The sequence below is a fragment of the Saccharothrix syringae genome, from assembly GCF_009498035.1.
Lineage (GTDB): Bacteria > Actinomycetota > Actinomycetes > Mycobacteriales > Pseudonocardiaceae > Actinosynnema > Actinosynnema syringae.
This window is the reverse complement of sequence record NZ_CP034550.1, coordinates 9,001,436-9,024,609: the sequence shown is the minus strand read 5'-3', so window position 1 is coordinate 9,024,609 and position 23,174 is coordinate 9,001,436. Positions and strand designations below refer to the sequence as shown.

19 protein-coding genes are annotated in these 23,174 nt (G+C 74.4%); 12 read left to right on the top strand and 7 right to left on the bottom strand.

The genetic code is table 11. The features are described 5' to 3' along the window. Positions 1 to 9: 9 nt before the first annotated feature. Positions 10 to 1,290, bottom strand: coding sequence for an amino acid deaminase (locus EKG83_RS37595; RefSeq protein ID WP_033435278.1), 1,281 nt, complete (start codon positions 1,288 to 1,290; stop codon positions 10 to 12). 125 nt (positions 1,291 to 1,415) lie between these two features. On the opposite strand from EKG83_RS37595, the gene EKG83_RS37590 reads away from it, so the two are divergent. Genes EKG83_RS37590 through EKG83_RS37580 form a run of 3 tightly spaced genes read left to right on the top strand, consistent with a single transcriptional unit; the run spans position 1,416 to position 3,541 of the window. Next, positions 1,416 to 2,384: a sugar kinase gene (locus EKG83_RS37590; protein ID WP_153278698.1), complete on the top strand. Its 969-nt coding sequence runs from the start codon at positions 1,416 to 1,418 to the stop codon at positions 2,382 to 2,384. After that, entirely contained in the window at positions 2,381 to 3,130 is a 750-nt protein-coding gene (locus EKG83_RS37585) for an IclR family transcriptional regulator (RefSeq protein WP_033435277.1), read from the top strand. The genes EKG83_RS37590 and EKG83_RS37585 overlap by 4 nt, the downstream gene beginning before the upstream one ends. A gap of 12 nt (positions 3,131 to 3,142) precedes the next feature. Beyond that, positions 3,143 to 3,541 (top strand): RidA family protein, encoded by a 399-nt coding sequence (locus tag EKG83_RS37580; protein ID WP_033435276.1) that lies wholly within the window; start codon positions 3,143 to 3,145, stop codon positions 3,539 to 3,541. Positions 3,542 to 4,500: 959 nt separating this feature from the next. Here the strand turns inward: EKG83_RS37580 and EKG83_RS37575 are convergent. Continuing rightward, entirely contained in the window at positions 4,501 to 6,795 is a 2,295-nt protein-coding gene (locus tag EKG83_RS37575; protein ID WP_033436022.1) for an ATP-binding protein, read from the bottom strand. 144 nt (positions 6,796 to 6,939) lie between these two features. Here EKG83_RS37575 and EKG83_RS37570 point away from each other — a divergent pair, with 144 nt between their 5' ends. Next, the gene (locus EKG83_RS37570; RefSeq protein ID WP_033436023.1) at positions 6,940 to 7,536 is read left to right on the top strand and encodes a hypothetical protein; all 597 of its coding nucleotides are present in this window, start codon (positions 6,940 to 6,942) and stop codon (positions 7,534 to 7,536) included. 17 nt (positions 7,537 to 7,553) lie between these two features. Here the strand turns inward: EKG83_RS37570 and EKG83_RS37565 are convergent, their stop codons facing one another. The 3 genes from EKG83_RS37565 to EKG83_RS37555 all read right to left on the bottom strand — a co-directional run bounded on the left by EKG83_RS37565 (position 7,554) and on the right by EKG83_RS37555 (position 10,269). Further along, a complete protein-coding gene (locus EKG83_RS37565; protein WP_033436024.1) occupies positions 7,554 to 7,751 on the bottom strand; it encodes a hypothetical protein in 198 nt (65 codons plus the stop codon). Between the two features lie 256 nt (positions 7,752 to 8,007). Next, positions 8,008 to 9,354, bottom strand: a complete 1,347-nt coding sequence (locus tag EKG83_RS37560; protein ID WP_051767100.1) for a S8 family serine peptidase — start codon at positions 9,352 to 9,354, stop codon at positions 8,008 to 8,010. A gap of 573 nt (positions 9,355 to 9,927) precedes the next feature. Further along, positions 9,928 to 10,269, bottom strand: a complete 342-nt coding sequence (locus EKG83_RS37555; protein WP_033435725.1) for a DUF1844 domain-containing protein — start codon at positions 10,267 to 10,269, stop codon at positions 9,928 to 9,930. Between the two features lie 275 nt (positions 10,270 to 10,544). On the opposite strand from EKG83_RS37555, the gene infC reads away from it, so the two are divergent. From infC to EKG83_RS37535, 4 genes are all read left to right on the top strand, one after another. Beyond that, the gene (infC, locus tag EKG83_RS37550; RefSeq protein WP_084717175.1) at positions 10,545 to 11,141 is read left to right on the top strand and encodes a translation initiation factor IF-3; all 597 of its coding nucleotides are present in this window, start codon (positions 10,545 to 10,547) and stop codon (positions 11,139 to 11,141) included. Between the two features lie 99 nt (positions 11,142 to 11,240). Then, complete coding sequence (rpmI, locus tag EKG83_RS37545; RefSeq protein ID WP_033435723.1) at positions 11,241 to 11,435, top strand: 50S ribosomal protein L35; 195 nt, start codon at positions 11,241 to 11,243, stop codon at positions 11,433 to 11,435. Between the two features lie 62 nt (positions 11,436 to 11,497). Continuing rightward, positions 11,498 to 11,887, top strand: coding sequence for a 50S ribosomal protein L20 (gene rplT / locus EKG83_RS37540; protein WP_033435722.1), 390 nt, complete (start codon positions 11,498 to 11,500; stop codon positions 11,885 to 11,887). After that, positions 11,884 to 12,732: a TrmH family RNA methyltransferase gene (locus EKG83_RS37535; RefSeq protein ID WP_033435721.1), complete on the top strand. Its 849-nt coding sequence runs from the start codon at positions 11,884 to 11,886 to the stop codon at positions 12,730 to 12,732. The genes rplT and EKG83_RS37535 overlap by 4 nt, the downstream gene beginning before the upstream one ends. 150 nt (positions 12,733 to 12,882) lie before the next feature. On the opposite strand, the gene EKG83_RS37530 is transcribed toward EKG83_RS37535, so the two are convergent. Then, positions 12,883 to 15,618, bottom strand: a complete 2,736-nt coding sequence (locus tag EKG83_RS37530) for a tetratricopeptide repeat protein (protein WP_228122360.1) — start codon at positions 15,616 to 15,618, stop codon at positions 12,883 to 12,885. Between the two features lie 71 nt (positions 15,619 to 15,689). Continuing rightward, a complete protein-coding gene (locus EKG83_RS37525; RefSeq protein WP_033435719.1) occupies positions 15,690 to 17,444 on the bottom strand; it encodes an HSP90 family protein in 1,755 nt (584 codons plus the stop codon). A 545-nt stretch (positions 17,445 to 17,989) separates the two neighbouring features. On the opposite strand from EKG83_RS37525, the gene pheS reads away from it, so the two are divergent. The 4 genes from pheS (at position 17,990) to EKG83_RS37505 (ending at position 23,136) form a co-directional block, all read left to right on the top strand. Further along, on the top strand, positions 17,990 to 19,057 hold the full coding sequence (gene pheS / locus EKG83_RS37520; RefSeq protein ID WP_033435718.1) for a phenylalanine--tRNA ligase subunit alpha: 1,068 nt from the start codon (positions 17,990 to 17,992) through the stop codon (positions 19,055 to 19,057). A gap of 3 nt (positions 19,058 to 19,060) precedes the next feature. Next, a complete protein-coding gene (pheT, locus tag EKG83_RS37515; protein ID WP_033435717.1) occupies positions 19,061 to 21,538 on the top strand; it encodes a phenylalanine--tRNA ligase subunit beta in 2,478 nt (825 codons plus the stop codon). 307 nt (positions 21,539 to 21,845) lie between these two features. Next, positions 21,846 to 22,343, top strand: a complete 498-nt coding sequence (locus EKG83_RS37510; RefSeq protein ID WP_033435716.1) for a hypothetical protein — start codon at positions 21,846 to 21,848, stop codon at positions 22,341 to 22,343. A 4-nt stretch (positions 22,344 to 22,347) separates the two neighbouring features. Next, positions 22,348 to 23,136 carry a class I SAM-dependent methyltransferase gene (locus tag EKG83_RS37505; RefSeq protein WP_033435715.1) on the top strand — a complete coding sequence of 263 codons (789 nt, stop codon included), beginning with the start codon at positions 22,348 to 22,350 and terminating at the stop codon, positions 23,134 to 23,136. Positions 23,137 to 23,174 lie beyond the last annotated feature (38 nt).

Here is a 23,174-nt window from a genome sequence, read left to right as displayed (position 1 = left end):
CCACCCTCCCTAGAAGTAGGTGCGCACCAGGTCGACCACGGTGGTGCCCTCGACCACCGGGAGCAGCTGCCACTTGTCGAACACCGTGCACGGGTGGGACAGGCCCAGGCCCACCCAGTCGCCCACCTCGACGTCGGAACCCGCGGGCAGCCGCACGAACGCGTGCTGGTCGTTCAGCGCGGTGACCTCGGCGTCGAACGGCCGCACGGCGCCGTCGCGGCCGCGCACCACCTGCGGCTCGGGCAGGCCCTCGTCGAACGAGGCGTCGCGCTTGCCCAGGGTCAGCAGCGCCAGGTCGTCCTGCGGGCGCGAGGTGACCTGCGCCCAGGCCCGCAGCGCGCTGCGGAACGGCTCCGCGCCGGGCGTGCGGCCCAGCGGCGAGATCGCCCGGTAGAAGCCGTCGTCGTGGGTGACGTACGCGCCGCTGCGCAGCACCGGCCGCACCGGGAACGGCCACGAACCGGTGATCTTCGCGGCCACCTGGTCGAAGTACGCGCTGCCGCCCGCGGTCACGATCGGCTCGTCCACCTCGAACAGCCGGTGGATCTCCAGGGCCAGCGCGCGCAGGCCGTCCAGGTAGCCGTCCACGGTGGACCGCGCCCCGTCCGACGCGTCGTGCGCGAGCGCGCCCTCGTAGCCGCCGACGCCGACCAGCCGCAGCGCGGGGCTGGCGTGCGCGGCCCGCGCCACCTCCACCGCGGTGGCCAGGTCGCGGGCACCGGTCCGGCCGCCGGGCGCGCCCAGCTCGACCAGCACGTCCACCGGCCGGGCGGGGGAGCCCAGGGCCTCGGTCATCCGCGCGACGCCCGCGGTGGAGTCCACCCAGCAGGTGAACTCGAACGAGGGATCGGCGGCCAGCTCGCCCGCCAGCCACCGCAGCCCGGCCGGGTCCACGAGCTGGTTGGCCAGCAGCACCCGCGGCACCCCGAACGCCCGGTAGACGCGCAGCTGGCTGGTGTTGGCCGCGGTGATGCCCCACGCGCCGTGCGCCAACTGGCGCGCGAACAGCTGGGGGGCCATGGTCGTCTTGCCGTGCGGTGCGAGCAGCACGCCGCGCTCGGCGCACCACCGCGCCATGGTGGCCAGGTTGTGCTCCAGGGCCGCGGCGTCCAGCACCACCAGCGGCCCGACGAACCCGTCGGCGAACAGGTCGAGGCGGCGGGCGGCCACCTCCTCCACCGTCTCGCCGAACACGTCGGCGGGCAGGCCCTTGAACCGCCAGTCCACCCGTTCGCGGCGGATGGCGGCCACTGCGTCGAGGTCCACGTGCTCGCTCCTCACGTTGCACATGTCGCAACGGCTATTGCGCGATGTGATGTCGAAGTGTGTAACATTCGCTCGCCGCCCCGTCAATCGAGCAGCCCCCGCCGAGGAGCTGCGCCGCCCAGCGAACGTCACCGTCAGGAGGAGCGCGGATGCGGTTCGAGCTACCGGGGTGCGTGGTGTGCCTGGGCGAGACCATGGCGGTGCTGGTGCCCGCCGCGCCCGGCCCGGTGCGCGGGGTGCGCACGTGGCTGCGGGCGATCGGCGGCGCCGAGTCCAACGTGGCCGTCCACCTCGCCCGGCTCGGCGTGCGCAGCCGGTGGGTCGGCGCGGTCGGCGACGACGCCTTCGGCGGCGCGGTGCTCGACGCGGTCGGCGGCGCCGGCGTGGACGTGGGCGGCGTGCGGGTCGACCCCGACCGCCCGACCGGCCTGTACGTCAAGGAGGCCAACGCGGCGGGCAGCCCCGTGCGCTACTACCGGCGCGGCTCGGCGGCCTCGGCGATGGGCCCCGAGGTGTCGGCCGGGCTGGTGACCGACGACGTGGCGCTGGTGCACGTCACCGGCATCACCGCGGCGCTGTCCGACAGCTGCCTGGCCCTGCTGCGCGCGGTGCTGGCGCGGCCGCGGCGGGTGCCGGTCTCGTTCGACCTCAACTGGCGGCCCGCGCTGTGGCGCGACCGGGACCCGGCGGTGCTGCGCGAGCTGGCCGACGCCGCCGACGTGGTGCTGGTCGGGTCCGACGAGGCCGAGGCCGTGTGGGGGACCGGCGACCCGGACGGCCTGCGCGCGCTGCTGCCGAACCCGACGACGCTGGTGGTCAAGCAGGGCGCGCGCGGCGCGACCGTGGTGGAGGGCGGTGTTTCGACGTTCCAGGAGGGGCTGCGCGTGGAGGTGGTCGAGCCGGTCGGCGCCGGTGACGCGTTCGCCGCCGGGTACCTGGCCGCGCACCTGGCGGGCTGCGCGCCGGCGCGCCGGCTGCGCGCCGGGCACCTCCAGGCGGCCGCCGCCCTGCTCACCAGGGAGGATGTCGGCGAACCACTGCCGCCCGAGGTGACCGCGCCGCTGCTGGACGCGGACCCGGCCACCTGGGCCGCCGCACACCTGAGGAGACGTCGATGAGCCAGAGCCTGGACCGGGCGCTGACCCTGGTGGGTGAGCTGGCGACCGGGCCGAAGACGCTGGACGAGCTGTCCGGCGTGATCGAGGTCCACAAGTCCACGGTCCTGCGGCTGCTGCGCACGCTGGAGGCGCACCGGTTCGTGCAGCGCGAGGGCGTGCACCACTACCGGCTGGGCACGGCGCTGTTCGACCTGGCGCACCGGGCGCTGGAGGAGCGGGACGTGCGCCGCAGCGCCGAGGCCGCGCTGCGCGAGCTGAACAACCGCACCGGGTACACGGTGCACCTGGCGTCCTATGAGGGCGGCGAGGTCATCTACATCGACAAGTACGACAGCACCCACCCGATGCGCATGTACTCCCGCATCGGGCGGCGCGCGCCGCTGCACTGCACCGCCGTGGCCAAGGTGCTGCTCGCGGACCTGCCCGAACCGCGCCGCCGCGAGGTCGCCCGCGCCATCGACTACGTGCCGCTGACCGCCAACACCATCACCGCGCCCGAGGCGTACCTGGCCGAGCTGGAGCGCGTGCGGGCGGCCGGGTACGCGGTGGACAACGCCGAGCACGAGGACTTCATCCACTGCATCGCGGCCCCGGTGCGCGGTGCGCGTGGCGAGGTCGTGGCCGCCGTGTCGATGTCCGTGCCCAAGGTGCTGCTGGACTTCGAGGGCCTGATGGGCCACCTGCCCGACCTGCTCGCGACCGCGCGGGCGGCGTCTGTCGAGTGCGGCTGGTCGCCGCGCGACTGAGAGAGGAAACGCATGTCCAAGACGGAGAACCCGAAGACCGAGATCCGCACCGACGCGGCGCCCACCCCGGTGGCGGCCTTCTCGCAGGGCGTTCGCAAGGGTGGGATCCTGCAGGTGGCGGGGCAGGTCGCGTTCGACCCCGCGACCGGTGCGGTCGTCGGGTCCACCGTGGCCGAGCAGACCCGGCAGGCGCTGCGCAACGTGGTGGCGGTGCTGGAGGCCGGTGGCGCGTCGCTGGCGGACGTGGTGATGCTGCGCGTCTACCTGACCGACACGGGCCACTTCGCCGAGATGAACGAGGCTTACGGGGAGTTCGTGACCGAGCAGCCGTTCCCGGCGCGGACGACGGTGTACGTGGGGTTGCCCGAGGGGTTGCTGGTGGAGATCGACGCGCTCGCGGTGGTGGGGTAGGCGGTAGGCGGTAGGTGTAGGCGTCAGCGGGGCGGCGCGTCGGGCGGCAGTTTCGCTTGCTCGACGCCCGCCCCGCTTGGTTTCGCCCCGCCCCGCTTGGTTCGCCCGCCCCGCTTGGTTTCGCCCCGCCCCGCTTGGTTTCGCCCCGCCCGTTTCCGATCCGCCCGGCCCGGCCCAGCCCAGCCCGGCCCAGCCCAGCCCAGCCCGGCCCCGCCCCGCCCCGCCCCGCCCCGCCCAGCCCTGCCCAGCCCGGCTCGGCTTGGCTCTGCCCGGCCCCGCCCAGCCCGGCTCTGTCCAGCCCGGCCCGGCCCGGCCCCGCCCGGCCCCGCCTGGCCCCGCCTCGCCCTGCCCTGCCCGGCTCCGCCCTGCCCGAGCCAGCCCCGCCCCGTTCGGCCCGGCTCTGTCCGACCTAGCCCAGGTCCGCCCCACCCGACCTTGTCCCTTTCAGGTCCGCCCTCGCGAGGTCCGCCCGCCACAAGCCGATCTTGCGAAAGTCGATTGTTGACATTGCCGCGTTGCCCAGTTCGGTCTCGCAAGACGCGAATGTCGATTGTTGACATTGCGCCCCGCCGGGTTGATCCTGCGGAACGCGAATGTTGATTGTTGACATTGCCCGGCAGGTCAAGCGGTTCGCGGGGCATGGATGTCGATTGTTGACATTGGCGTGGTTGGCCTCGGTCCCGTGCAGCCAGGCCCTGCGTCACCGCCTCGGCCGTCGACCAGCTCCACCGGCCCGGCCGTCAACCGTCTCGGCCGTCAACCGTCTCGGCCGTCAACCAGTCCGGCCGTCAAGCAGCCCGGCCGTCAACCGGCTCCAGCGTCCCGCGACCGTCTCGAATGGCCACTCCCGCGTACTTCTGCTGGTTGTTCTGCGTGGTGCCACCACCCCGAACCGGGTTGACTGTGGCCACCCCCCGTGAGCACGGCATGGAAGGACCCCGGCGATGGCGAGGAACGCATCACCGATCGGATGACCGCGCCTCGGCAGCCCGGTCGCGCACACCGCCCGCGGCGACCGGGTCGCCGAGCGCGTCGTGCACGTCCGCCAACGCGTCGAGCACCGCGGGCAACCGCCGGTCGTGGTGGGACTCGGCCAGTTCCGCCGCCCGCACCAGCTCGGGCCGCGCCGCCGCCGGATCTCCCAACCGGTGCAGCGCGAGCCCGCGCAGGTGGTGCGCGCCGCACAGGCTGGGTGGCGCGGCCGCGCCGCGCAGCCTGTTCAGCGCGTCGTCGGCCGTGGCCAGGACCTCGGGCCACCGCTCCAACCGCACCAGGCTGTCCGCCTGCCGCAACAGCAGCGTCGCGGACATCTCGGCCGCCATCACCGGGGCCAGGTCCAGCTCGCCCGACCGCACCCGCCCCAGCAGCTCCCGGTGCACGAGCACCGCGTCCTCGTACCGCCGCAACTCGTGCAGCACCAACCCCAGGGCCGACAGCGAGATGTGCTCGCCTAACGCGTACCCCGCCCGCCGGAACAGCTCCTGCGCCCGCCGCGCGTCGACCCGCGCCTCCTCCAACCGCCCGGACCGCAGCTCCGACACCGTCCGGTAGTGCATCGCCCACCCCTGCTCCCGCAGGTCCCCCGCCGCCACCGCCGCGCGCCACGCCTCGTCGTGCAGCCCCAGCGCGTCGTCGTACCGCCGCAGCAGCACGGCCAGCGTCCACGTCAGGAAGTTCAGCTGCACGGCCTCGTCCCGCACGCTGCCCAGCGCACGCGCCGCGGCCACCCCGGCGGTGAACACCTCCTCCCACGTCTCGCCGCGCCCCCGCTGGTCGGAGTACCAGTGCATGGCCGTGGCCACCCGCAGCACCCGGTCGTGCCGCCCCGCGGACCCCGCCCACCGCAGCGCGCCCAACCAGTTCGCGGTCTCCGCGGTGAGCCACGCGTCGGCGTCCTCCTGGTTGCGCACCGCGCCCACCGGCGTGCTCCGCGCGTCCGGCCCGAAGAACCCGGCCGCCCCGACCGCCGTGTCCAGCAGCCAGTCCACCACCCGCTCCCGGACCTGCCCGACCACCGGCGCGGGCTCCTCGTCGACCAGCCGCTCGCCCGCGAACACCCGGATCAGGTCGTGGAAGGCGTACCGGCCGGGCACCTCGGCGGTGTCGAGCAGGCTCATGTCGACCAGCTCCTCCAGCGTGTCCTCGGCGGCGAACCGGTCCACGTCGGCCAGCACCGCGGCCACGTCCGGCCCGAAGTCCGCCCCCGGCACCAGCGACAGCCTGCGGAACAGCACCGCGGCCTTGTCGCTGAGCTGCCGGTAGGACATCTCGAACGCGGTGCGCACCCGCAGGTCGCCCGCCGTCAGCGCGGACAGCCTGCGGCGCTCGTCCACGAGCTGGCCGGCCAGGTGCCCGATCGTCCACTTCGGACGGCTGGCGAGCCGGTTGCCCGCGATGCGCAGCGCCAGCGGCAGGTGACCGCACAGCTTCGCCACCCGGGCGGCGGCCACCGGTTCCGCGCCGACGCGCGCCCGGCCCGCGATCGCGCCGAGCAGGTCGAACGCGGCCACCGGGTCCAGCACGTCCAGGCCGAGCCGCCGACCCGCCTCCAGGCCGCCGAGCACCTGCCGGGACGTCACCAGCACCACCGAGCCGCGCCCGGTCGCCAGCAGCGGGCGCACCTGGGCCTCGTCGGAGGCGTTGTCGAGCACCAGCAGCGTGGACCGCTCCCGCATCAGCGCCCGGTACAGGTCCGAGCGCTCGGCCTCGCTGGCCGGGACCTGCTTGTCGGCCACGCCCAGCGCGAGCAGCATCCGGTGCACCACCTCGGACGGGTGCAGCGGCCGCACGTCCATCCCGCGCAGGTTGAAGAAGAAGCAGCCGTCCGCGAACCGCGGCGCGAGCCGGTAGGCGGCCCGCACCGCCAGCGTCGTCTTCCCCGCACCCGGCGGGCCGTGCACCACCACCAGCGACGTGGTGCGCGCCTGCTCGGCCACGGAGACGAGGTCGGCCAGCTCCTGCTCGCGCCCGGTCAGGTCCGGCACGTCGGGCGGCAGCGCCGAGGGCGCCACGTCCACCGGCCGCCGCACCCGGCCCTCCTTGGCCGCGTCCAGCAGCTCGCGGGTTTCCGCCGGGGACAGGGCCAGCACGCCCGCCAACGCCTCGACCGTGCGTCGTTGCGGCCCCTTCGCGCGTCCGCGTTCCATGTCGCTGATCGCCCGGACGCTGACCCCGGACCCCTCCGCCAGCTCCTCCTGGGTCAGCTTCACCCGCAACCTGTGCGCACGCAGCAAGTCACCGAACGTCGTCCCCACACCACGACATTAATGGCCGGCAGTACCACGACCACCCTGTGGTATTGCCAACAGCACTCTCGGGCAACGTCTCGACCCGGGCGCACCCCGTGCGCCGAACGGTCGCCCCGCGGCGTCCGGTGGGCGGGCTGGTAGACCTTGCGCATGAAGTGGTACGCGGACCAACCGGCCAGGCTGGCGCGGCAGGTGGTGGCCGACCTCGTGGCCGTCGCGTGGGTGTGGGCCTGGGTGGTGGTGGCCCTGGCGGCGGGCGACGCGGTCCGCGGGCTGCGCGCACCCGGCGACCGGCTGGTGGCCGCGGGCCGGGGCCTGAGCGACACCTTCGGCGACGCCGCCGGCAACGCGCGCGACGTGCCGCTGGTCGGCGGGCGGCTGGGTGCCGCGCTGGACAAGGGCCGCGACGCGGGCACCACGCTGTCCGACGCGGGCACCACCCAGGTCGAGGCGGTGGAGACCACGGCGCTGTGGCTCACCGTCGCGCTGATCGCCGTGCCGGTGGCGTTCCTGCTCGTCACCTGGCTGCCGCTGCGCCTGCGGTTCGCCCGGCGGGCGGGGGCGCTGCGGCGGCTGCGCGACCAGGGGCGGGTCGACCTGCTGGCCCTGCGCGCGTTGAACGGGCTGTCGCTGCGCGACCTCGCGGTCTTCCCGGAGGACCCGACCGAGGGCTGGCGGCGCCAGGACCCCGAGGTCGTCGAAGCCCTGGCGGGCCGCCTGCTCCGGGCGGGCGGCGTCCGACCCTGACCGGCTCCCGGCGGTGGTCAGCCGCGGGACCCGTCGGGCACGACGACCATCTGGGTCGCCCCGGGGTCGCCCATCTGGGTGGCGTCCTGGATCGTGCTGCTCATCTGGGTGGCGTCGGGCGGACTCGTCGGCGCGGTCCCCGACGCGTGTGCTGGTGTCGCGGCTGCGACGAGGGCGAGGGCGGTCAACGCCGTGCCCAGGGCGGTGCGTGGCATGGCTGGCACTCCTCCATGGCGGTGTCGGATGACGAAGGAGTTCGCGCGAACGTCGAGCCACGCTAGGACTGAATCGATACTGAAGGCAATCGACCGGACACGCGCCGCGCTTGCGCTGAACGGCGGGCGGGTTCTGTCAAGCACGACGCCGGGGCTCGCTTGGCGGGCCCCGGCGCCGCGGGACGTGATCTCAACGGTTACCGGTCCGCCCGCGGGTGCGCACCGGATGGGCGCCCGCCGGACCGGGGGTCCGGCCTCACTGCAGCCGGTGCCAGAACACCTGCCCGGTCGGCCCGTAGAGGACCAGGTTCGAGTCGTTCTGCACGATCAGCCGGTCGGCCGCGGTGCCGTGGGTGCCGGTGTGCCACCTCGCCACGCCCGCCGCGGTGTAGACCACGAAGTTGCCGTCGTACTGGAGCACCGCGTAGGTCGCGCCCGTGCCGTAGGTGCTGGTGTGCCACAGCGCCTGGCCGCCCGCCGCGTAGAGGACCAGGTTGCCGTCGCCCTGCATGACCAGCGTGTAGCGGCCGTCCTGGGAGACCTTGGTCTGGCCGATCTGCAGCGTCTCGCCGCGGACGAGCGTGTCGCGGCCCGGCTGGGGCTGCGGCGCGGTGCCCGTGAACAGCAGCAGGTTCGGCGAGCCGGCGCCCGGGTTGACCACCTTGTTCGGGGTGGCGGCGCCCACCAGGGTGTCCCGGACCACCTGCGGGGTGGCGCCGGGGTTGTTCGCCAGCACCAGCGCGGCGGCACCGGCGGCGTGCGGGCTGGCCATGGACGTGCCGCTGATGGTGTTGGTGGCGGTGTCGCCCGTGTTCCAGGCCGAGGTGATGCCGACGCCCGGCGCGAACAGGTCCGTGCAGCCGCCCCAGTTGGAGAACGACGCCCGGTTGTCGGCCTGGTCGGTGGCGTTGACCGTGATGGCCTCGGCCACCCGGGCGGGGGAGAACGAGCACGCGTCGGCGTTGGAGTTGCCGGAGGCGACGGCGTAGGTCACGCCCGACAGGATCGAGCGGCGCACGGCCGCGTCCAGGGTGTCGTTGGCGCCGCCGCCGAGGCTCATGTTGGCCACGGCGGGCTTCTGCGCGTTGGCGGTCACCCAGTCCACGCCCGCCACGACACCCGCGATCGTGCCGGAGCCGCCGCAGGTCAGGACCTTGACGGCGTGCAGGCGGACGCCCTTGGCCACGCCGTGCGCGGACCCGCCGACGGTGCCGGCGACGTGCGTGCCGTGGCCGTTGCAGTCGGTGTTGTTGCCGTCACCGGTGGTGTTGGCGTCGAAGGTGGCCCGGCCGCCCAGGTCGGCGTGGGTGGTCCGGATGCCGGTGTCGATGATGTAGGCGTGCACGTTGCCCGCCGTGGTGCCGTAGCTGTAGTTGCGGTTCAGCGGCAGGTCGCGCTGGTCGACGCGGTCCAGGCCCCACGACGGCGGGTTCGGCTGGTCCGCGAGCAGGCGCACCCGCCGGTCCTGCGCCACGTACGCGACCGCCGGGTCCGCGGCCAGCTTCCGGGCCGCTCCCGCGTCCATCCGCGCGGCGAACCCGTTGACCGCCGCGCTGTAGCGGTGCGTGACCTCAGCATCAATCTTCTCGGTGAAAGACTGCACACCTACGGCGTCTTTCAACACCACGATGTAACTACCGGCCACCGCGTCGGGCGCACCGGCGTCCCGAACCACGCCTTCGGCAGCCTGCGCGGGTGCCGCCACCAGCGCCGCGGCCACCACCGCAGCCGCGCCGGCACCCGCTAACCGAGCCCAGGACGCGCGAAACTCAACCATGGATCCGCTCTCTTCCAGCAGGGTCGGAAGGACAGGGGTTCGCGCGAACGACTCCAGACCCTATTTCCCCCTCCCGCGCCGTCCCACCCTTCTCGCCCACCCCCCTTCGGCCACCACCCCCACCCCCTTCGGCCACCCACCCCCAGTACCCACCCACCCCCCGCGTGTCCTCCACTGGAACACCGCGTGTCCTCCACTCAGGCACCGCGAGCCCTCCACTCCGACACCGTGAGTCGAACGCTCGGCACCGCCGTGTCGAACCTCCGGCACCCCCGTGTCGAACGCACAGGACCCCCGAGTTCCACGTTCGCGACCGGCAGGCGGTGCGCGAACGTGGAACTCGGGGGTCCTGGAGGTTCGACTCGCGAGGTCCGGGGGTTCGACTCGCGGGTCGGCGGGTCAGTAGACGGGGCCGGTGTACTTCTCGCCCGGGCCCTGGCCCGGCTCGTCGGGGTAGGCGGAAGCCTCGCGGAAGGCCCGCTGCACCGACTGCAGCCCCTCGCGCAGCGGCGCCGCGTGCGGCCCCAGGTACTCGACGGACGCGGTGACCAGGCCGGCCAGGGCGGTGATCAGGCGGCGGGCTTCGTCGAGGTCCCGGTGCGGGCTCGACGCCGGGTCCTCGTCGGCCAGGCCGAGCCGTTCGGCGGCCGAGGACAGCAGCATGATCGCCGCCTTGCTGATCACCTCGACGCTGGGAACATCGGACAGCTCGCGGACGTTGTTCGGAGGCAGGTCGGTCACGGGACCATTCTCGCAACCCCGCCGGTGGGCTCGCCGGTTCGGGGGTTGACAAGACCGTCTGCTATGATTTTTCGAGCGACCAGTCCCCACCCGTGTGGGGACGGCAAGTGGAGCCCCGCTCCCACCCGAGTCTGCCGCTTCGAGCAGGTGGCCGGGTCCGGTCCTGCGAGGGGTGGACTGCGCCCTTCGTTGTGCGATCGGTCGGAAGCGGGCCTCACACCGGGCAGGTGTGGGGCCTCTTGTCTTTGGCGCACAACGAGTCACAAAGGACGTGAATGACAAGTCCCTCGAACCGAGGTGCTCCCGCGAGCACCGAGCCGCGCATCAACGACCGCATCCGCGTGCCCGAGGTTCGACTGGTCGGGCCGAACGGCGAGCAGGTCGGGATCGTTCGCATCGAGGACGCGCTCCGACTCGCCCAGGAATCGGATCTCGACCTCGTCGAGGTCGCCGCGCAGGCTCGGCCGCCGGTCTGCAAGCTCATGGACTACGGCAAGTACAAGTACGAGAGCGCGCAGAAGGCCCGTGAGTCGCGTCGCAACCAGCAGCTGACGGTCATCAAGGAGCAGAAGCTCCGCCCGAAGATCGACCCGCACGACTACCAGACGAAGAAGGGCCACGTGGCCCGCTTCCTGTCGCACGGGAACAAGGTCAAGGTGACCATCATGTTCCGCGGCCGTGAGCAGTCCCGGCCGGAGTTGGGTTACCGACTGCTGCAGAAGCTCGCGGAGGACGTCGCGGAGCTGGGGTTCGTCGAGTCCAACCCGAAGCAGGACGGCCGCAACATGATCATGGTGCTGGCCCCGCACAAGACGACGAAGACCCGCCCGGTCAAGCAGGAGACCCAGGCGGACGACGTCGTCGAACAGTGATCTCCCGGCCCTCGGGCCGGTGACCTCCCGGGCCCCTGGGCCCGGGAGCAGGCACGGCCGCCCTTACCCCCGGTGGCTGCACGAGACCAAGGACGACTAATGCCCAAGAACAAGAGCCACAGCGGGACCTCCAAGCGCGTGAAGGTCACCGGCAGCGGCAAGCTGGTCCGCGAGAAGGCCGGCAAGCGCCACCTGCTGGAGAAGAAGTCCAGCAAGCTCACCCGCCGTCTCTCCGGCACGACCGAAGTCGCCAAGAACGACGCGTCGCGCATCAAGAAGCTGCTGGGTATCTGAGACCCGCGTCCCCATGAACACCCGGGGCCTGACCGGCCCCACGAGATCGACAGGATGGACCCGTGGCACGCGTCAAAAGGGCAGTGAACGCCCAGAAGAAGCGCCGTACCACCCTTGAGCTCGCCAGCGGCTACCGCGGCCAGCGTTCGAGGCTGTACCGCAAGGCCAAGGAGCAGGTGCTCCACTCGCTCAACTACGCCTACCGGGACCGCCGCGCCCGCAAGGGTGACTTCCGCAAGCTGTGGATCCAGCGCATCAACGCGGGCGTGCGTGCCAACGGCATGACCTACAACCGCTTCATCCAGGGCCTGCGCCTCGCGGGCATCGAGGTGGACCGCAAGATCCTGGCTGAGCTGGCCGTCAACGACGCGGGTGCGTTCACCGCGCTGGTGGAGGCCGCCAAGGCCGCCCTGCCCAGCGACGTCAACGCGCCGGTCGAGGACAAGGTCTGAGCGCGGACGAACGCGCACCACGACCCGGGGATGCTCCGTTCACCGAACGGACTCCCCGGGTCGTTGCCGCTCGGCGGTTGACCAGGCGTTCCGGTCGCGACCGCGCGGAGCGCTTCCTCGCCGAGGGCGCGCAGGCGGTGCGCGAGGCGCTGGCCTGGGCCGCCGCCGGGCGCGGCCGGGTGCACGAGCTGTTCGTCACGGCCACGGCCGGGGCCCGCAACCCCGAGCTGGTGCGGGAGGCCGCGGCCGCCGGGGTGCGGGTGAGCGGGGTGACCGACAAGGCCGCCGCCGTGCTGTCGGAGACGGTGACGCCGCAGGGCGTGGTCGCGGTGTGCTCGTCGGTGGACGTGCCGCTGGACGTGGCGCTGGCGGGCGGGCCGCGGCTGGTGGCGGTGCTGCACGGCGTGGCGGACCCCGGCAACGCGGGCACGGTGGTGCGCGTCGCGGACGCGGCCGGTGCCGACGCGGTGGTCTTCGCCGGCGACGCGGTCGACCCCCACAACGGCAAGTGCGTGCGCGCGTCCACGGGCAGCGTGTTCCACCTGCCGATCGCGCGGGCGCGGGACGCGGACGGGGTGTTCGCCGCCCTGCGGGGCGCGGGCCTGCGCCTGGTCGCCGCCGACGGGTACGCGCCGGAGGACCTGGTGACCGCCGACCTGCGCGGTGACCTGGCCGCGCCCACGGCGTGGGTGTTCGGCAGCGAGGCGCACGGGCTGCCCGACGAGGTCGTCGACAGCCTCGACGCCGCCCTCAAGGTCCCGATCTACGGCAGCGCCGAGAGCCTGAACCTCGCCACGGCGGCCGCCGTCTGCCTCTACGCCTCGGCCCGCGCCCAACGCGCCTGAACGCCCGGGTCGTCCCGCTGGGCCCGAACGTGGAACTCAGGGGTCCCGAACGTTCGACACGAGGGTCCTGAACGTTCGACTCGCGGTGTCTGAGTGGAGGACACGCCCGGGGCACGTGGGTGGGCCGCGTGGCCCGGGCGTGGGTGCGGGTCAGGAGTCCAGGCGGGACTGCAGGGCTCGCAGGAGTGGGTCGCCGGTGGTGGGTTTGGACTGGGTGCGCAGGGCCTCTTCCAGGACGTTGGCGGTGTCGCCGAGGAGCTGGAGCGGGGTGTCGTCGGTGATCAGGGTGCCCGCGCGGCGGGCCTCGGCCTCGGCGTTGGCCGGGTCGCCCGCCTGGAGGAGGAAGCGCGCGCCGCGCGTGACCAGGAACGTCCGCCAGGTGTCGTCGCCGAGCTGGGCGGCCAACTCCTCGGCGACGCCGTTCTGCTCGACCGCCGCGGTGAGGTCGCCGGACTGGCCGTGCAGGAACGCCCGGATCGCGGCGATCCGCGCGGTCAGGTGGGTGCGCTGCTCGACGTCCTCGACCCGCGGCAGCAGCGCCTCGGCCGAGGCGAGCACGGCGGCGCACCCGGCCGCCTCCTCGTCGGGCAGCGCGGCCGCCGCCTCGACCAGGGAACCCGCCGCCTCGGCGAACTCCGAGACCTCCTGCCACCCGGCCGCCGCGCCCTGGTAGGCCGAGGCCGCCTCCCGCGGGCGGTCCAGCCGCCGCAGGACGCCCGCCAGCACGTCCAGCACCATCGCCCGCCGCCACGGCTCGTCCGGCGGCACCAGGCCCAGCGCGGTCTCCAGGTGGCGCCGCGCCGACTCGGTCTCGTCCAGCCGCGCGCACACCTGGCCCAGCCGGTAGTGGACGGGCACGACCGCGTCCGGGTCGACCTCGTCGGTGCCGATCACGCGGACCGCTTCCTCCAGCACCTCCGCGGCCTCCACGAACCGACCGGCCTTCAGGTAGCCGCCCGCCAGCGCGTAGCACGCCTTGGCCACGTCGTCCGGCACGCCTACCTCGCGGCCCGCGGCCACCGCGTCGCGCAGCTCCGCCAGGTGCTCGGCCTCCAGGCCCAGCCGCTCGATCGAGGCCACCCGCTGCCGGTGCGCCTCGGCCGTCCACGGCCCGCGCGGCGAGCTGAACGAGCCGACGAACTCCGCGCCCGTGGCCACCGCCGCCTCGTCGCCCCGCACGGTCTGGATCTTCAGCAGCAGCCGCAGCGCGTCGAACCGCACGGACGCGGACGGGTCGCCGACCAGCACGTCGGTCACCTCGTCCTGCGCCTCGTCGAGCCGACCGGTGGTGGCCAGGTGCTGGGCCAGGTCGCACCGCGCCCGCGCCACCAGCTCCGGCGCGCCCCCCTCCGCGAGCCCCAGCGCCTCGGCGGCCAGCACGCGCGGCTCGTCGGACTCGCCGTCGTCGCCCTCGGCCAGCAGGTCGGCCAGCAGCAGCCTGGTCAGCACCCTGGTGTACGGGGTGCCGGCGGCGTCCGCCTCGGCCAGGCACGCGCGGGCCGCCGCGACGCCCTCCTCCTCGCCGAGGAGCGAGGCGCCCCGCGCCCGGTACCGGTTGGCCAGGTCGTGCTCGCCGCACGCGACCAGCCGGTCGACCGCCGCGCCCAGCTCGGCCAGCACCTCGTCCTGGGGGCGCGAGTGCCCGGCGACGATGGCCCGGCGCGCCGCGACCAGCGCGGCCAGCGACTCGGGCAGCAGCGGGTCGAGGTCCGGCGGCAGCGACCGCAGCAGCCGCATGCCGGTGGTGAACTCGCCGCGGTCGAACGCGTCGCACATCCGCCGCGCCAGCTCCACCGGGTCGGCGACCTCCACCGGGGGTTCCTCCTCGGCGGACTCGGGCGGCGCGGGCGCGGCGACCGGCACGACCAGCGGCACCGGCGCGGTGTCCGGGGTGGCCAGGGTCTGCCGGACCCGTCTGCTCACCGCGTCGGTGCCGTTGCGCCGGTCGAACCGCTCCGCGATCCCCAGCGCCAGCTCCTCCAGCTGCGCGCGCAGCTCGGCCGCGCGCACCGGGGTGGTGATCCCGTCCCGCGGCACGGTGAACTCCTCGGCGCCGTCCACCCGGCTCAGCAGCAGCGCCGCGCCCGCGGCGAAGTCCATGGCCCGGGACGGGCTGGTCGAGTGGTGCACCCGGTGCAGGTGGGCGCGCAGCAGCTCCACGCCCCGCGCCACGTTGCCGGAGGTCGCGCAGAACACCAGGTGGTCGTCCAGGTAGCCGCCGACGAGGTCGTCGCGGACCAGCCGGTGCGCGACCACGTGCGCGTCCCGGGCCCGGTCCAGCTCGCCCAGCGCCACGAACGCGGGCGTCAGCGTGGTCAGGATGCCCTGCGGCTGGGTCGCGCAGCCGGTGTCGCGCGCCAACTGGTGCTCGGCGTGCGCGACGGCCTCGGCGTGGCGGCCCTGCCGGATCAGGTGCCCGGCCTGCTCCTCCACCACGCACGCCTCGCAGTCGCTCATCGGCCCCCGGTCGGTGGCCAGGTAGCGCGCGAAGTGCTCCCGGTACGCCTCGTCGTCGCCGACGTGCGCGGCCAGCTCGGCGCGGGCGCCGTGCACCGGCTGCATCGAGTACCCGAGCCGCTGGTAGCGCGACGCGAGCTGGTCGACGAACGAGCCGATCTGGGCCAGGGTGAACCGGGGGTCGGCCAGCAGGCCGGACACGATCCACTTGTGCGCCCAGTCGAAGCTGTGCAGCTCCCAGTCGTCGAACGCGGTCGGGTCGCGCTGCTCGGCCGTGCCGCACCACGCGAACGGCGCGAGCATCAGGTCGTAGCGGCCCAGGTCGTAGGCCGAGCGGATCAGCGCGATCCGGCAGCTCACGCCCAGCGGCAGGTGGTCGACGGCGTCCGCGGCCCGCGCCGCGCGCTCCAGCGCCTCGTGCCTGGGCATGCCCTCGGGCATATGATACGCCTCGACGAACCGGCGCTCGGCGGCGTCCTTCGTGGCGTCGTTCTCCGGGTTCACGCGTCCTCCCCGACCGCTCGGTCCAGCAGCTCCAGGAACGAGCGGTTCAGCGCCGCGGTGTCCTTCGGGCGCATCGGTCGCCGCGACTGGAGCAGGGCGTGCACGTACAGCGACTCGGTGGTCAGCTCGACCAGCGCCGGGTCGGTCAGCTGGGCCATCCGGCGCACCAGCGGGTTGCGGCAGTTGAGCACGAGCCGCTGCGCGGCGTCGGACGAGGACTCGACCAGGCTGCCCAGCAGCTCCGCCCACAGCGGGTCGGCCTGCTCGCCGGCCTGCTGGGCGTCGCGCCTGCGCTCGGCCTCCACGTTGGTGACCAGCAGCGCGGGCAGCGAGCCGGGGTCGAAGTCGCGCAGCACGGCCTCGCAGTCGTGCCGCTCCAGCACCTCCCGCGCCTGGTCCAGGCGCGCCCGCAGGTCGCGCTCCAGCTCCGGTTCCGGGTCGCCGAGCGCGGCCAGCACCTCGGTCGGCGCCACCCGGCGGGCGGCGGTCGGGCCGTCGAGCGCGACCAGCCGCTCCAGGATCTCCACGTCGTAGGCGTAGCCCGCGTCGAGCAGGCCCATGCCCTGCGCGTGCGCGACCGGCGCGAGCTGCCGGAACTCGTCCACGTCCGGCACGTAGCCGATGGTGCCGTGCCTGCGGCGGAACTGGCGCAGCGACTGCGGCCCGTCGGTGGTCTCGAACGGCAGCCAGCGCTCGACCAGCCGCAGCATCTCGTCGTCCACCCTGGCCAGGGACTTGATGCCCAGGTGGTGCGCGTCGAGCAGGGCCCGGGTTCGCCCCGGGTCGGTGGCGTCGAGCCGGACCAGCCAGTCGCGGACCTGGCGACCCAGCTCGTCGCGCACGGCCAGCAGCGTCTCGTCCTGGTAGAGCGACTCGCGGCTGGCCGTGGGCCGCAGCGAGGTCGAGTCGACCACGCAGCGGATGAAGTACGCCCACTCCGGCAGCAGGCCCTCGATGGCGTCGCCGACCAGCATCCGCTTGAGGTAGACGCGGTGCGACTGCCGCGCGCCGGGGTGCACGCCGCCGGGCAGCACGTAGGCCACGCCGCGCAGGCCCACGGCCGGCACGTCGACCGGGATCGCGTCGAACGGCGCCACGCCCAGCACGCGCTCGCCGTAGGCCAGCGCGTCCCGGGCCCACGGCAGCTCGCCGCGGGTGACCACCTCGTCGTCGACCCTGACCGTCACCGGCAGCAGCTCGCCGTACTCGGCCACCAGGGCCCGCACGACGTCCTTCTCCAGCCAGTGCTCGGAGTCGCGGTGCGGCACCAGCTCGATGGTGGTGCCGACCCCGGCGCGCGCCGAGTCGTCGACCTCCACGTCGTAGTTGCCCGCCGCGTCCGCGGTCCAGCGCACGGCGGGGCCGCCGCGGGCGGACCGGCTGGTCAGCCGGATGCGCTCGGCGACCAGGAACGCCGACAGCAGGCCGACGCCGAACTGGCCCAGGAAGCCCTGGCGGGCGAAGCCCAGGTCGTCGCGCTTGGAGGTGCGGCCGAGCGTGGACAGCAGGTCGTGCACCTCGTGCTCGGTGAGGCCGACACCGGTGTCGGAGATGCGGAGGGTGCCGCCGGCGGACTCGATCGGCTCGATCACCACCTCGCCCGGCGCGTCCGGCTGGAGCGCGCGGCGGGCGGTGATGGCGTCCACCGCGTTCTGCAGCAGTTCCCGGGTGTAGACGCGGGGGCTGCTGTAGAGGTGGTGGCTGAGCAGGTCGATGATCCCGCGCAGGTCGACACCGAAGGTGTGTGCCATGGAGTGGAGCCACCTCGGGTCAGGTCACGTGGGACGACGATTCTAGGTACGTTTCGGCGGCTTGTGACCCGGTTTTCGGCTGTTCTGCCCGCCGGTTCCCCGCACGCCCGACAGGGTGCCACGGCCCACCGACGATTTTCGGCGCGCCCCGGCCGCGATCCGTGGTCGGGGCGCAACGGCGGGCCGGCGGGGCGGGGGCGGTGACCGGGGGCCGGGCCGCCCCGGTGGGGGAGCCCTCGGGCTCCACCGGGCCACCGCGCCCCCGGGGGCTCCGCCCGCCCGGGTCCACCGGATCGCCCCCACCCGACCGCCGCGGCGCCGACAACGGCACGAGCCGGTACACCCGGCCGCCCGGCGCTCGCCACGACCCCCGTTGCCCCGGCGCACCGCGCGGGTTTCACCACATCGGGGAAACGTCCGGGTCACCCGCCCCGCGGGTCCCCGGGCGCCACGGCGTGCGGCGCCGGTCGCGGGGGGTGTGGCCCGATCACCTAGGATCGACCCGCTGTCCACTTGTTGTCCCTGACGGGAGCTGTCCACCAACCATGTCCGGAGCCAACGACCCGTACGACCCGAAGCAGGTCGCGGCGCTCTCCCCGGAAGCGCTGGACGCGGCGGTCGAGCAGGCTCGGGGGGCGTTCGCCAAGGCGGCCGACCTCGACGAGCTGGCCGCCGTCAAGCCGAGCCACCTGGGCGACCGCTCGCCGGTGCTGCTGGCGCGCCGGGAGATCGGCGCGCTGCCGCCCGCCGCCAAGGCCGAGGCGGGCAAGCGGGTCAACCAGGCCCAGCAGGCGGTCAGGCAGGCGTTCGAGGAGCGCCGCGCGCGGCTGCAGGCCGAGCGCGACGAGCGGGTCCTGCGCGAGGAGGCGGTCGACGTCACGCTGCCGCGGGACGTCGTCCCGCGCGGTGCGCGCCACCCCATGACCACGCTGGCCGAGCGCATCTCCGACGTGTTCGTCGCCATGGGCTGGGAGGTCGCCGAGGGCCCCGAGGTCGAGGCCGAGTGGTTCAACTTCGACGCGCTGAACTTCGGCAAGGACCACCCGGCGCGGACCATGCAGGACACCTTCTACGTGGCGCCCGCCGACTCCGGCCTGGTCCTGCGCACGCACACCAGCCCGGTGCAGGCGCGCTCGCTGCTCGACCGCGAGCTGCCCGTCTACGTCGTCTGCCCCGGCCGGACCTTCCGCACCGACGAGCTGGACGCCACCCACACCCCGGTCTTCCACCAGGTCGAGGGCCTGGCCGTGGACAAGGGCCTGACCATGGCGCACCTGAAGGGCACGCTCGACGCGTTCGCCCGCGCCATGTTCGGCGAGGACTCGCGCACCCGCCTGCGCCCGAGCTTCTTCCCCTTCACCGAGCCGTCCGCCGAGGTGGACGTGTGGTTCCCGGAGAAGAAGGGCGGCGCGGGCTGGGTCGAGTGGGGCGGCTGCGGCATGGTCAACCCGAACGTGCTGCGCAACTGCGGCATCGACCCGGACACCCACTCCGGTTTCGCGTTCGGCATGGGCCTGGAGCGCACCCTGCAGTTCCGCAACGGCCTGCCCGACATGCGGGACATGGTCGAGGGCGATGTCCGCTTCACCCAGCCCTTCGGAACGGAGGCATGACCGGTGCGTATCCCGGTTACCTGGCTGGTCGAGAACCTGGAGTTCGCCGAGACCCCGACGCCCGAGCAGCTGGCCGAGGCGTTCGTGCGGATCGGCATCGAGGTCGAGGACGTCCACCGGCTCAACGGCGTCACCGGTCCGCTGGTCGCGGGCCGCGTGGTGGAGATCGAGGAGCTGACCGAGTTCAAGAAGCCGATCCGCTACTGCCAGGTGGAGGTCGGCCCCGGCGAGGTCAGCGGCATCGTCTGCGGCGCGCGGAACTTCCGCGAGGGCGACACCGTCGTGGTGGCGCTGCCCGGCGCGGTGCTGCCCGGCGGCTTCGCCATCGCCGCCCGCAAGACCTACGGCCGGGTCAGCAACGGCATGATCTGCTCGGCCCGCGAGGTGGGCCTGAGCGACGACCACGCCGGGATCATGGTGCTGCCCAGCGGCACCGCGCAGCCCGGTGACGACGCGGTCGAGCTGCTGGGCCTGGGCGACACGGTGATCGAGGTCGCCCCGACGCCGGACCGCGGCTACGCGTTCTCCGTGCGCGGCCTGGCCCGCGAGCTGGCCTGCGCGTTCGACGTGCCCTTCCGCGACCCGGGCCTGGCCGAGGTGCCGGAGACCGAGGTCGAGGAGCTGCCGGTCGCCATCGAGGACCCGACCGCGTGCTCGCGGTTCGTGGCCCGCCGGGTGACCGGGGTCGACCCGACCGCGCCCACCCCGTGGTGGATGCGCCGCCGCCTGATGCTGGCGGGCATCCGGTCGATCTCGCTGCCGGTGGACGTCACCAACTACGTGATGCTGGAGCTGGGCCAGCCGCTGCACGCCTTCGACGGCGCGTCCGTGCGCGGCGGCCTGGTGGTGCGGCGCGCGGCGGCCGGCGAGAAGCTGACCACGCTGGACGACCAGGTCCGCGCGCTCGACCCGGACGACGTGGTGATCGCCGACGACAGCGGCGTGATCTCGCTGGCCGGCGTCATGGGCGGCGCGAGCACCGAGGTCCGCGACACCAGCTCGGACATCCTGCTGGAGGCGGCCAACTGGGACCCGGCGTCCATCGCCCGCACGGTGCGCCGCCACAAGCTGCCCAGCGAGGCGGCGAAGCGGTTCGAGCGCACCGTCGACCCGGCGCTGGCGCCGGTGGCGCTGGAGCGCGCGGCCCGGCTGCTGGACATGTTCGCCGACGGCACCATCCGGCCCGGCCGCACGGACGTGGGCACGCCCGCGCAGCCGCGGCCGGTCACCATGCCGATCAACCTGCCCGACCGGGTCGCCGGGGTGAACTACGCGCGCGGCGTGACCGCCCGGCGGCTGGGCCAGATCGGCTGCCAGGTGGAGGTCGGCACCGGTGACGACGGCTCGACCCTGGTCACCGCGGTGCCGCCGACCTGGCGCGCGGACCTCACCCAGCCCGCGGACCTGGTCGAGGAGGTGCTGCGGCTGGAGGGCTACGACACGATCCCGTCGATCCTGCCGCCCGCGCCCGCCGGCCGCGGCCTGACCGAGCGGCAGCGCCGCCGCCGCACCGTCTCGCGCGCGCTGGCCGAGCACGGGTTCGTCGAGGTCAAGCCGTTCCCGTTCGTGGCGCCCGCGGTGTTCGACGCGCTGGGCCTGCCCGAGGGCGACGTGCGGCGCAACACCGTGAGCGTGCTCAACCCGCTGGAGGCGGACAAGCACGCGCTGGCCACCACGCTGGTGCCGGGGCTGCTGGAGACCGTGCAGCGCAACCTGGCCCGCGGCCACCGGGACCTCGCGGTCTACACCGTCGCGCAGGTGACGCTGCCGCGCGCCCAGCCGGTGCCGGTGCCCGACCTGGGGATCGGCGCGCGGCCGTCGGCCGAGGAGCTGGCCTCGCTGGAGGCGGCGCTGCCGCAGCAGCCGGTGCACGTGGCGGCCGTGCTGACGGGCCACCGCGAGCAGCCGGGCTGGTGGGGCAAGGGCCGGCCCGCGGACTGGGCCGACGCGGTGGAGGCCGCGCGGCTGGTCGGCCGGGCGTACGGCGTGGAGCTGACCGCCGTCGCGTCCGACCTGGCGCCGTGGCACCCCGGCCGGTGCGCGGAGCTGCGGGTCGGCGACTGGCCGGTGGGCCACGCGGGCGAGCTGCACCCGAAGGTGGTCGAGGCGCTGGGCCTGCCCAAGCGGACCGCGGCGCTGGAGCTGGACCTGGACGCGCTGCCGCTGACCGACCACCGGCCCGCGCCGGTCGTGTCGGCGTACCCGCCGGTGCTGCTGGACGTGGCCGTGGTGGTGGGCGCGGACGTGCCCGCCGCGCGGGTGGAGCGGGTGCTGCGCGCCGGTGGCGGCGAGCTGCTGGAGGACATCCGGCTGTTCGACGTCTACACCGGTGACCAGGTGGGCGAGGGCAAGCGGTCGCTGGCGTACTCGCTGCGCTTCCGCGCGCCGGACCGCACGCTGACCGTGGAGGAGGCGACGGCGGCCCGCGACGCGGCCGTGGCCGCCGCGGCCGAGCGCTTCGGCGCCGTGCTCAGAGGCTGACCCGGGTGACCCGGACCCGCACCGCTGCGGGTCCGGGACTGCTCCGCCCGGGTGATGTCCCGGTCACCGGAGCGCGGGGAACGCGCAGGTCAGGCTACGCAGAGTGGGATGTCAAGGGGTCCAAGGACCTGTTTTTCCGGGCCGGCCTGGTCCTTGCGCAGAGGTTGAACGTTCTCCAAGATTGGCTTCGCGGCCCGCTGGGCCGAGGGGCGAAGCGATGAACCGCCGGGCGAGTCTGGTCGCCGGTCCGACGGGGAGCTAGCGGCGAACCCACCGCCTGGAAGAGCAATCCTAGTGAGGTTGCCTCATGCGCAGCTTGGGTCCGCGGATGGAGATCGCCGTCGCCTCGACGATCCTCGCTGTCGGTGCCGCCGTCGTCGCCGCGATGCACCTGACCTGGCCCGAGCCCGAGCTGCCGGCGATGGCCTACTCCGTGAGCAACGCCGAGGCGGGCGTGGCCGACCTCCAGCCGTTCGAGATCAGCGACATCTCCGGCGCGCCGGTGGAGCTGACGCCGGGCAGCGAGGGCGTGCGGCTGGTGCGGCTGTCCAACCCCAACGCCGTGGACATCGTGGTGCTCACCCTCCAGGCCGTGCCGGGGCAGCCGCTGGACGAGGCGCACAACCGGGTGCCGGACTGCCCGACCGGGGTGCTGACCGTGGCGCCGATGGCCGAGCCGGTGGTGATCCCGCCCGCCGGCGCGGTGGACGTGCGGATGGTCGTGCAGATCGCCCACGACGTGCCCGCCGCGTGCAAGGACTCGGTGTTCCCGCTGACCTACTCGGGTCGCGCCGCCCGGGGCTGACGCGGTGACGGCGCGGGGCTTCTACGACCGGCTCGCGGTCGACTACCACCTGCTCTACGCGGACTGGCACGCCTCGGCGCACCGCCAGGCCGACGCCCTGGACGCGCTGGTCGGGCGCGCCCTGGGGCCGGGCGCGCGGTCGGTGCTGGACTGCGCGTGCGGCATCGGCACGCAGGCCGTGGGCCTGGCCGCGCTGGGCCACCGCGTGGTGGCCACCGACCTCAGCCCGACCGCGGCCGCCCGCGCGCGGCGCGAGGCGCGGGCCCGCGACCTGCGGCTGCCGGTCGCGGCGGCCGACATGCGCGCGCTGCCGCTGCCCGCGGCGTCCGTCGAGGTCGTCGTCTGCGCCGACAACGCGCTGCCGCACCTGCTCACCGCCGCGGACGTGCGCGCCGCGCTGGCCGAGATGCACCGCGTGCTGGTGCCCGGCGGGCTGCTGGTGGTGAGCACGCGCCCGTACGACGAGATCCGCGCGACCCGGCCGCCGGGCACCCCGCCGCACGGCTCGGACACGCCGGCGGGCCGGGTGGTGACGTTCCAGCTGTGGCACTGGCACGACGACGGCGAGCACTACGACCTGGAGCTGTTCCGGGTCGCCGAGCGGGGCGGGGCGTGGGAGACGCGGGTCGACCGCACGACCTACTGGGCGCTGGGCCGCGACCGGCTCGCCGGGTTCGCCGCCGGGGTCGGGCTGGTGGACGTCGCCTGGCACGAGCCGGGGGAGACGGGGTTCTTCCAGCCCCTGCTGACCGCCCGGAAGCCGGCGGGCGGGGCGAGGTCGTTGTTCGGGTGACGCCGCGCCGGCCGCTCGCGGTGGGCACCCGCGGTGCC

Excerpts from the sequence above, each read along its gene's own strand:
- EKG83_RS37595 (WP_033435278.1), bottom strand. The coding sequence starts at position 1,290 with ATGTGCAACGTGAGGAGCGAGCACGTGGACCTCGACGCAGTGGCCGCC.
- EKG83_RS37590 (WP_153278698.1), top strand. The coding sequence starts at position 1,416 with ATGCGGTTCGAGCTACCGGGGTGCGTGGTGTGCCTGGGCGAGACCATG.
- EKG83_RS37585 (WP_033435277.1), top strand. The coding sequence starts at position 2,381 with ATGAGCCAGAGCCTGGACCGGGCGCTGACCCTGGTGGGTGAGCTGGCG.
- EKG83_RS37580 (WP_033435276.1), top strand. The coding sequence starts at position 3,143 with ATGTCCAAGACGGAGAACCCGAAGACCGAGATCCGCACCGACGCGGCG.
- EKG83_RS37570 (WP_033436023.1), top strand. The coding sequence starts at position 6,940 with ATGAAGTGGTACGCGGACCAACCGGCCAGGCTGGCGCGGCAGGTGGTG.
- EKG83_RS37565 (WP_033436024.1), bottom strand. The coding sequence starts at position 7,751 with ATGCCACGCACCGCCCTGGGCACGGCGTTGACCGCCCTCGCCCTCGTC.
- infC (WP_084717175.1), top strand. The coding sequence starts at position 10,545 with ATGACAAGTCCCTCGAACCGAGGTGCTCCCGCGAGCACCGAGCCGCGC.
- rpmI (WP_033435723.1), top strand. The coding sequence starts at position 11,241 with ATGCCCAAGAACAAGAGCCACAGCGGGACCTCCAAGCGCGTGAAGGTC.
- EKG83_RS37530 (WP_228122360.1), bottom strand. The coding sequence starts at position 15,618 with ATGCCCAGGCACGAGGCGCTGGAGCGCGCGGCGCGGGCCGCGGACGCC.
- EKG83_RS37525 (WP_033435719.1), bottom strand. The coding sequence starts at position 17,444 with ATGGCACACACCTTCGGTGTCGACCTGCGCGGGATCATCGACCTGCTC.
- pheS (WP_033435718.1), top strand. The coding sequence starts at position 17,990 with ATGTCCGGAGCCAACGACCCGTACGACCCGAAGCAGGTCGCGGCGCTC.
- EKG83_RS37510 (WP_033435716.1), top strand. The coding sequence starts at position 21,846 with ATGCGCAGCTTGGGTCCGCGGATGGAGATCGCCGTCGCCTCGACGATC.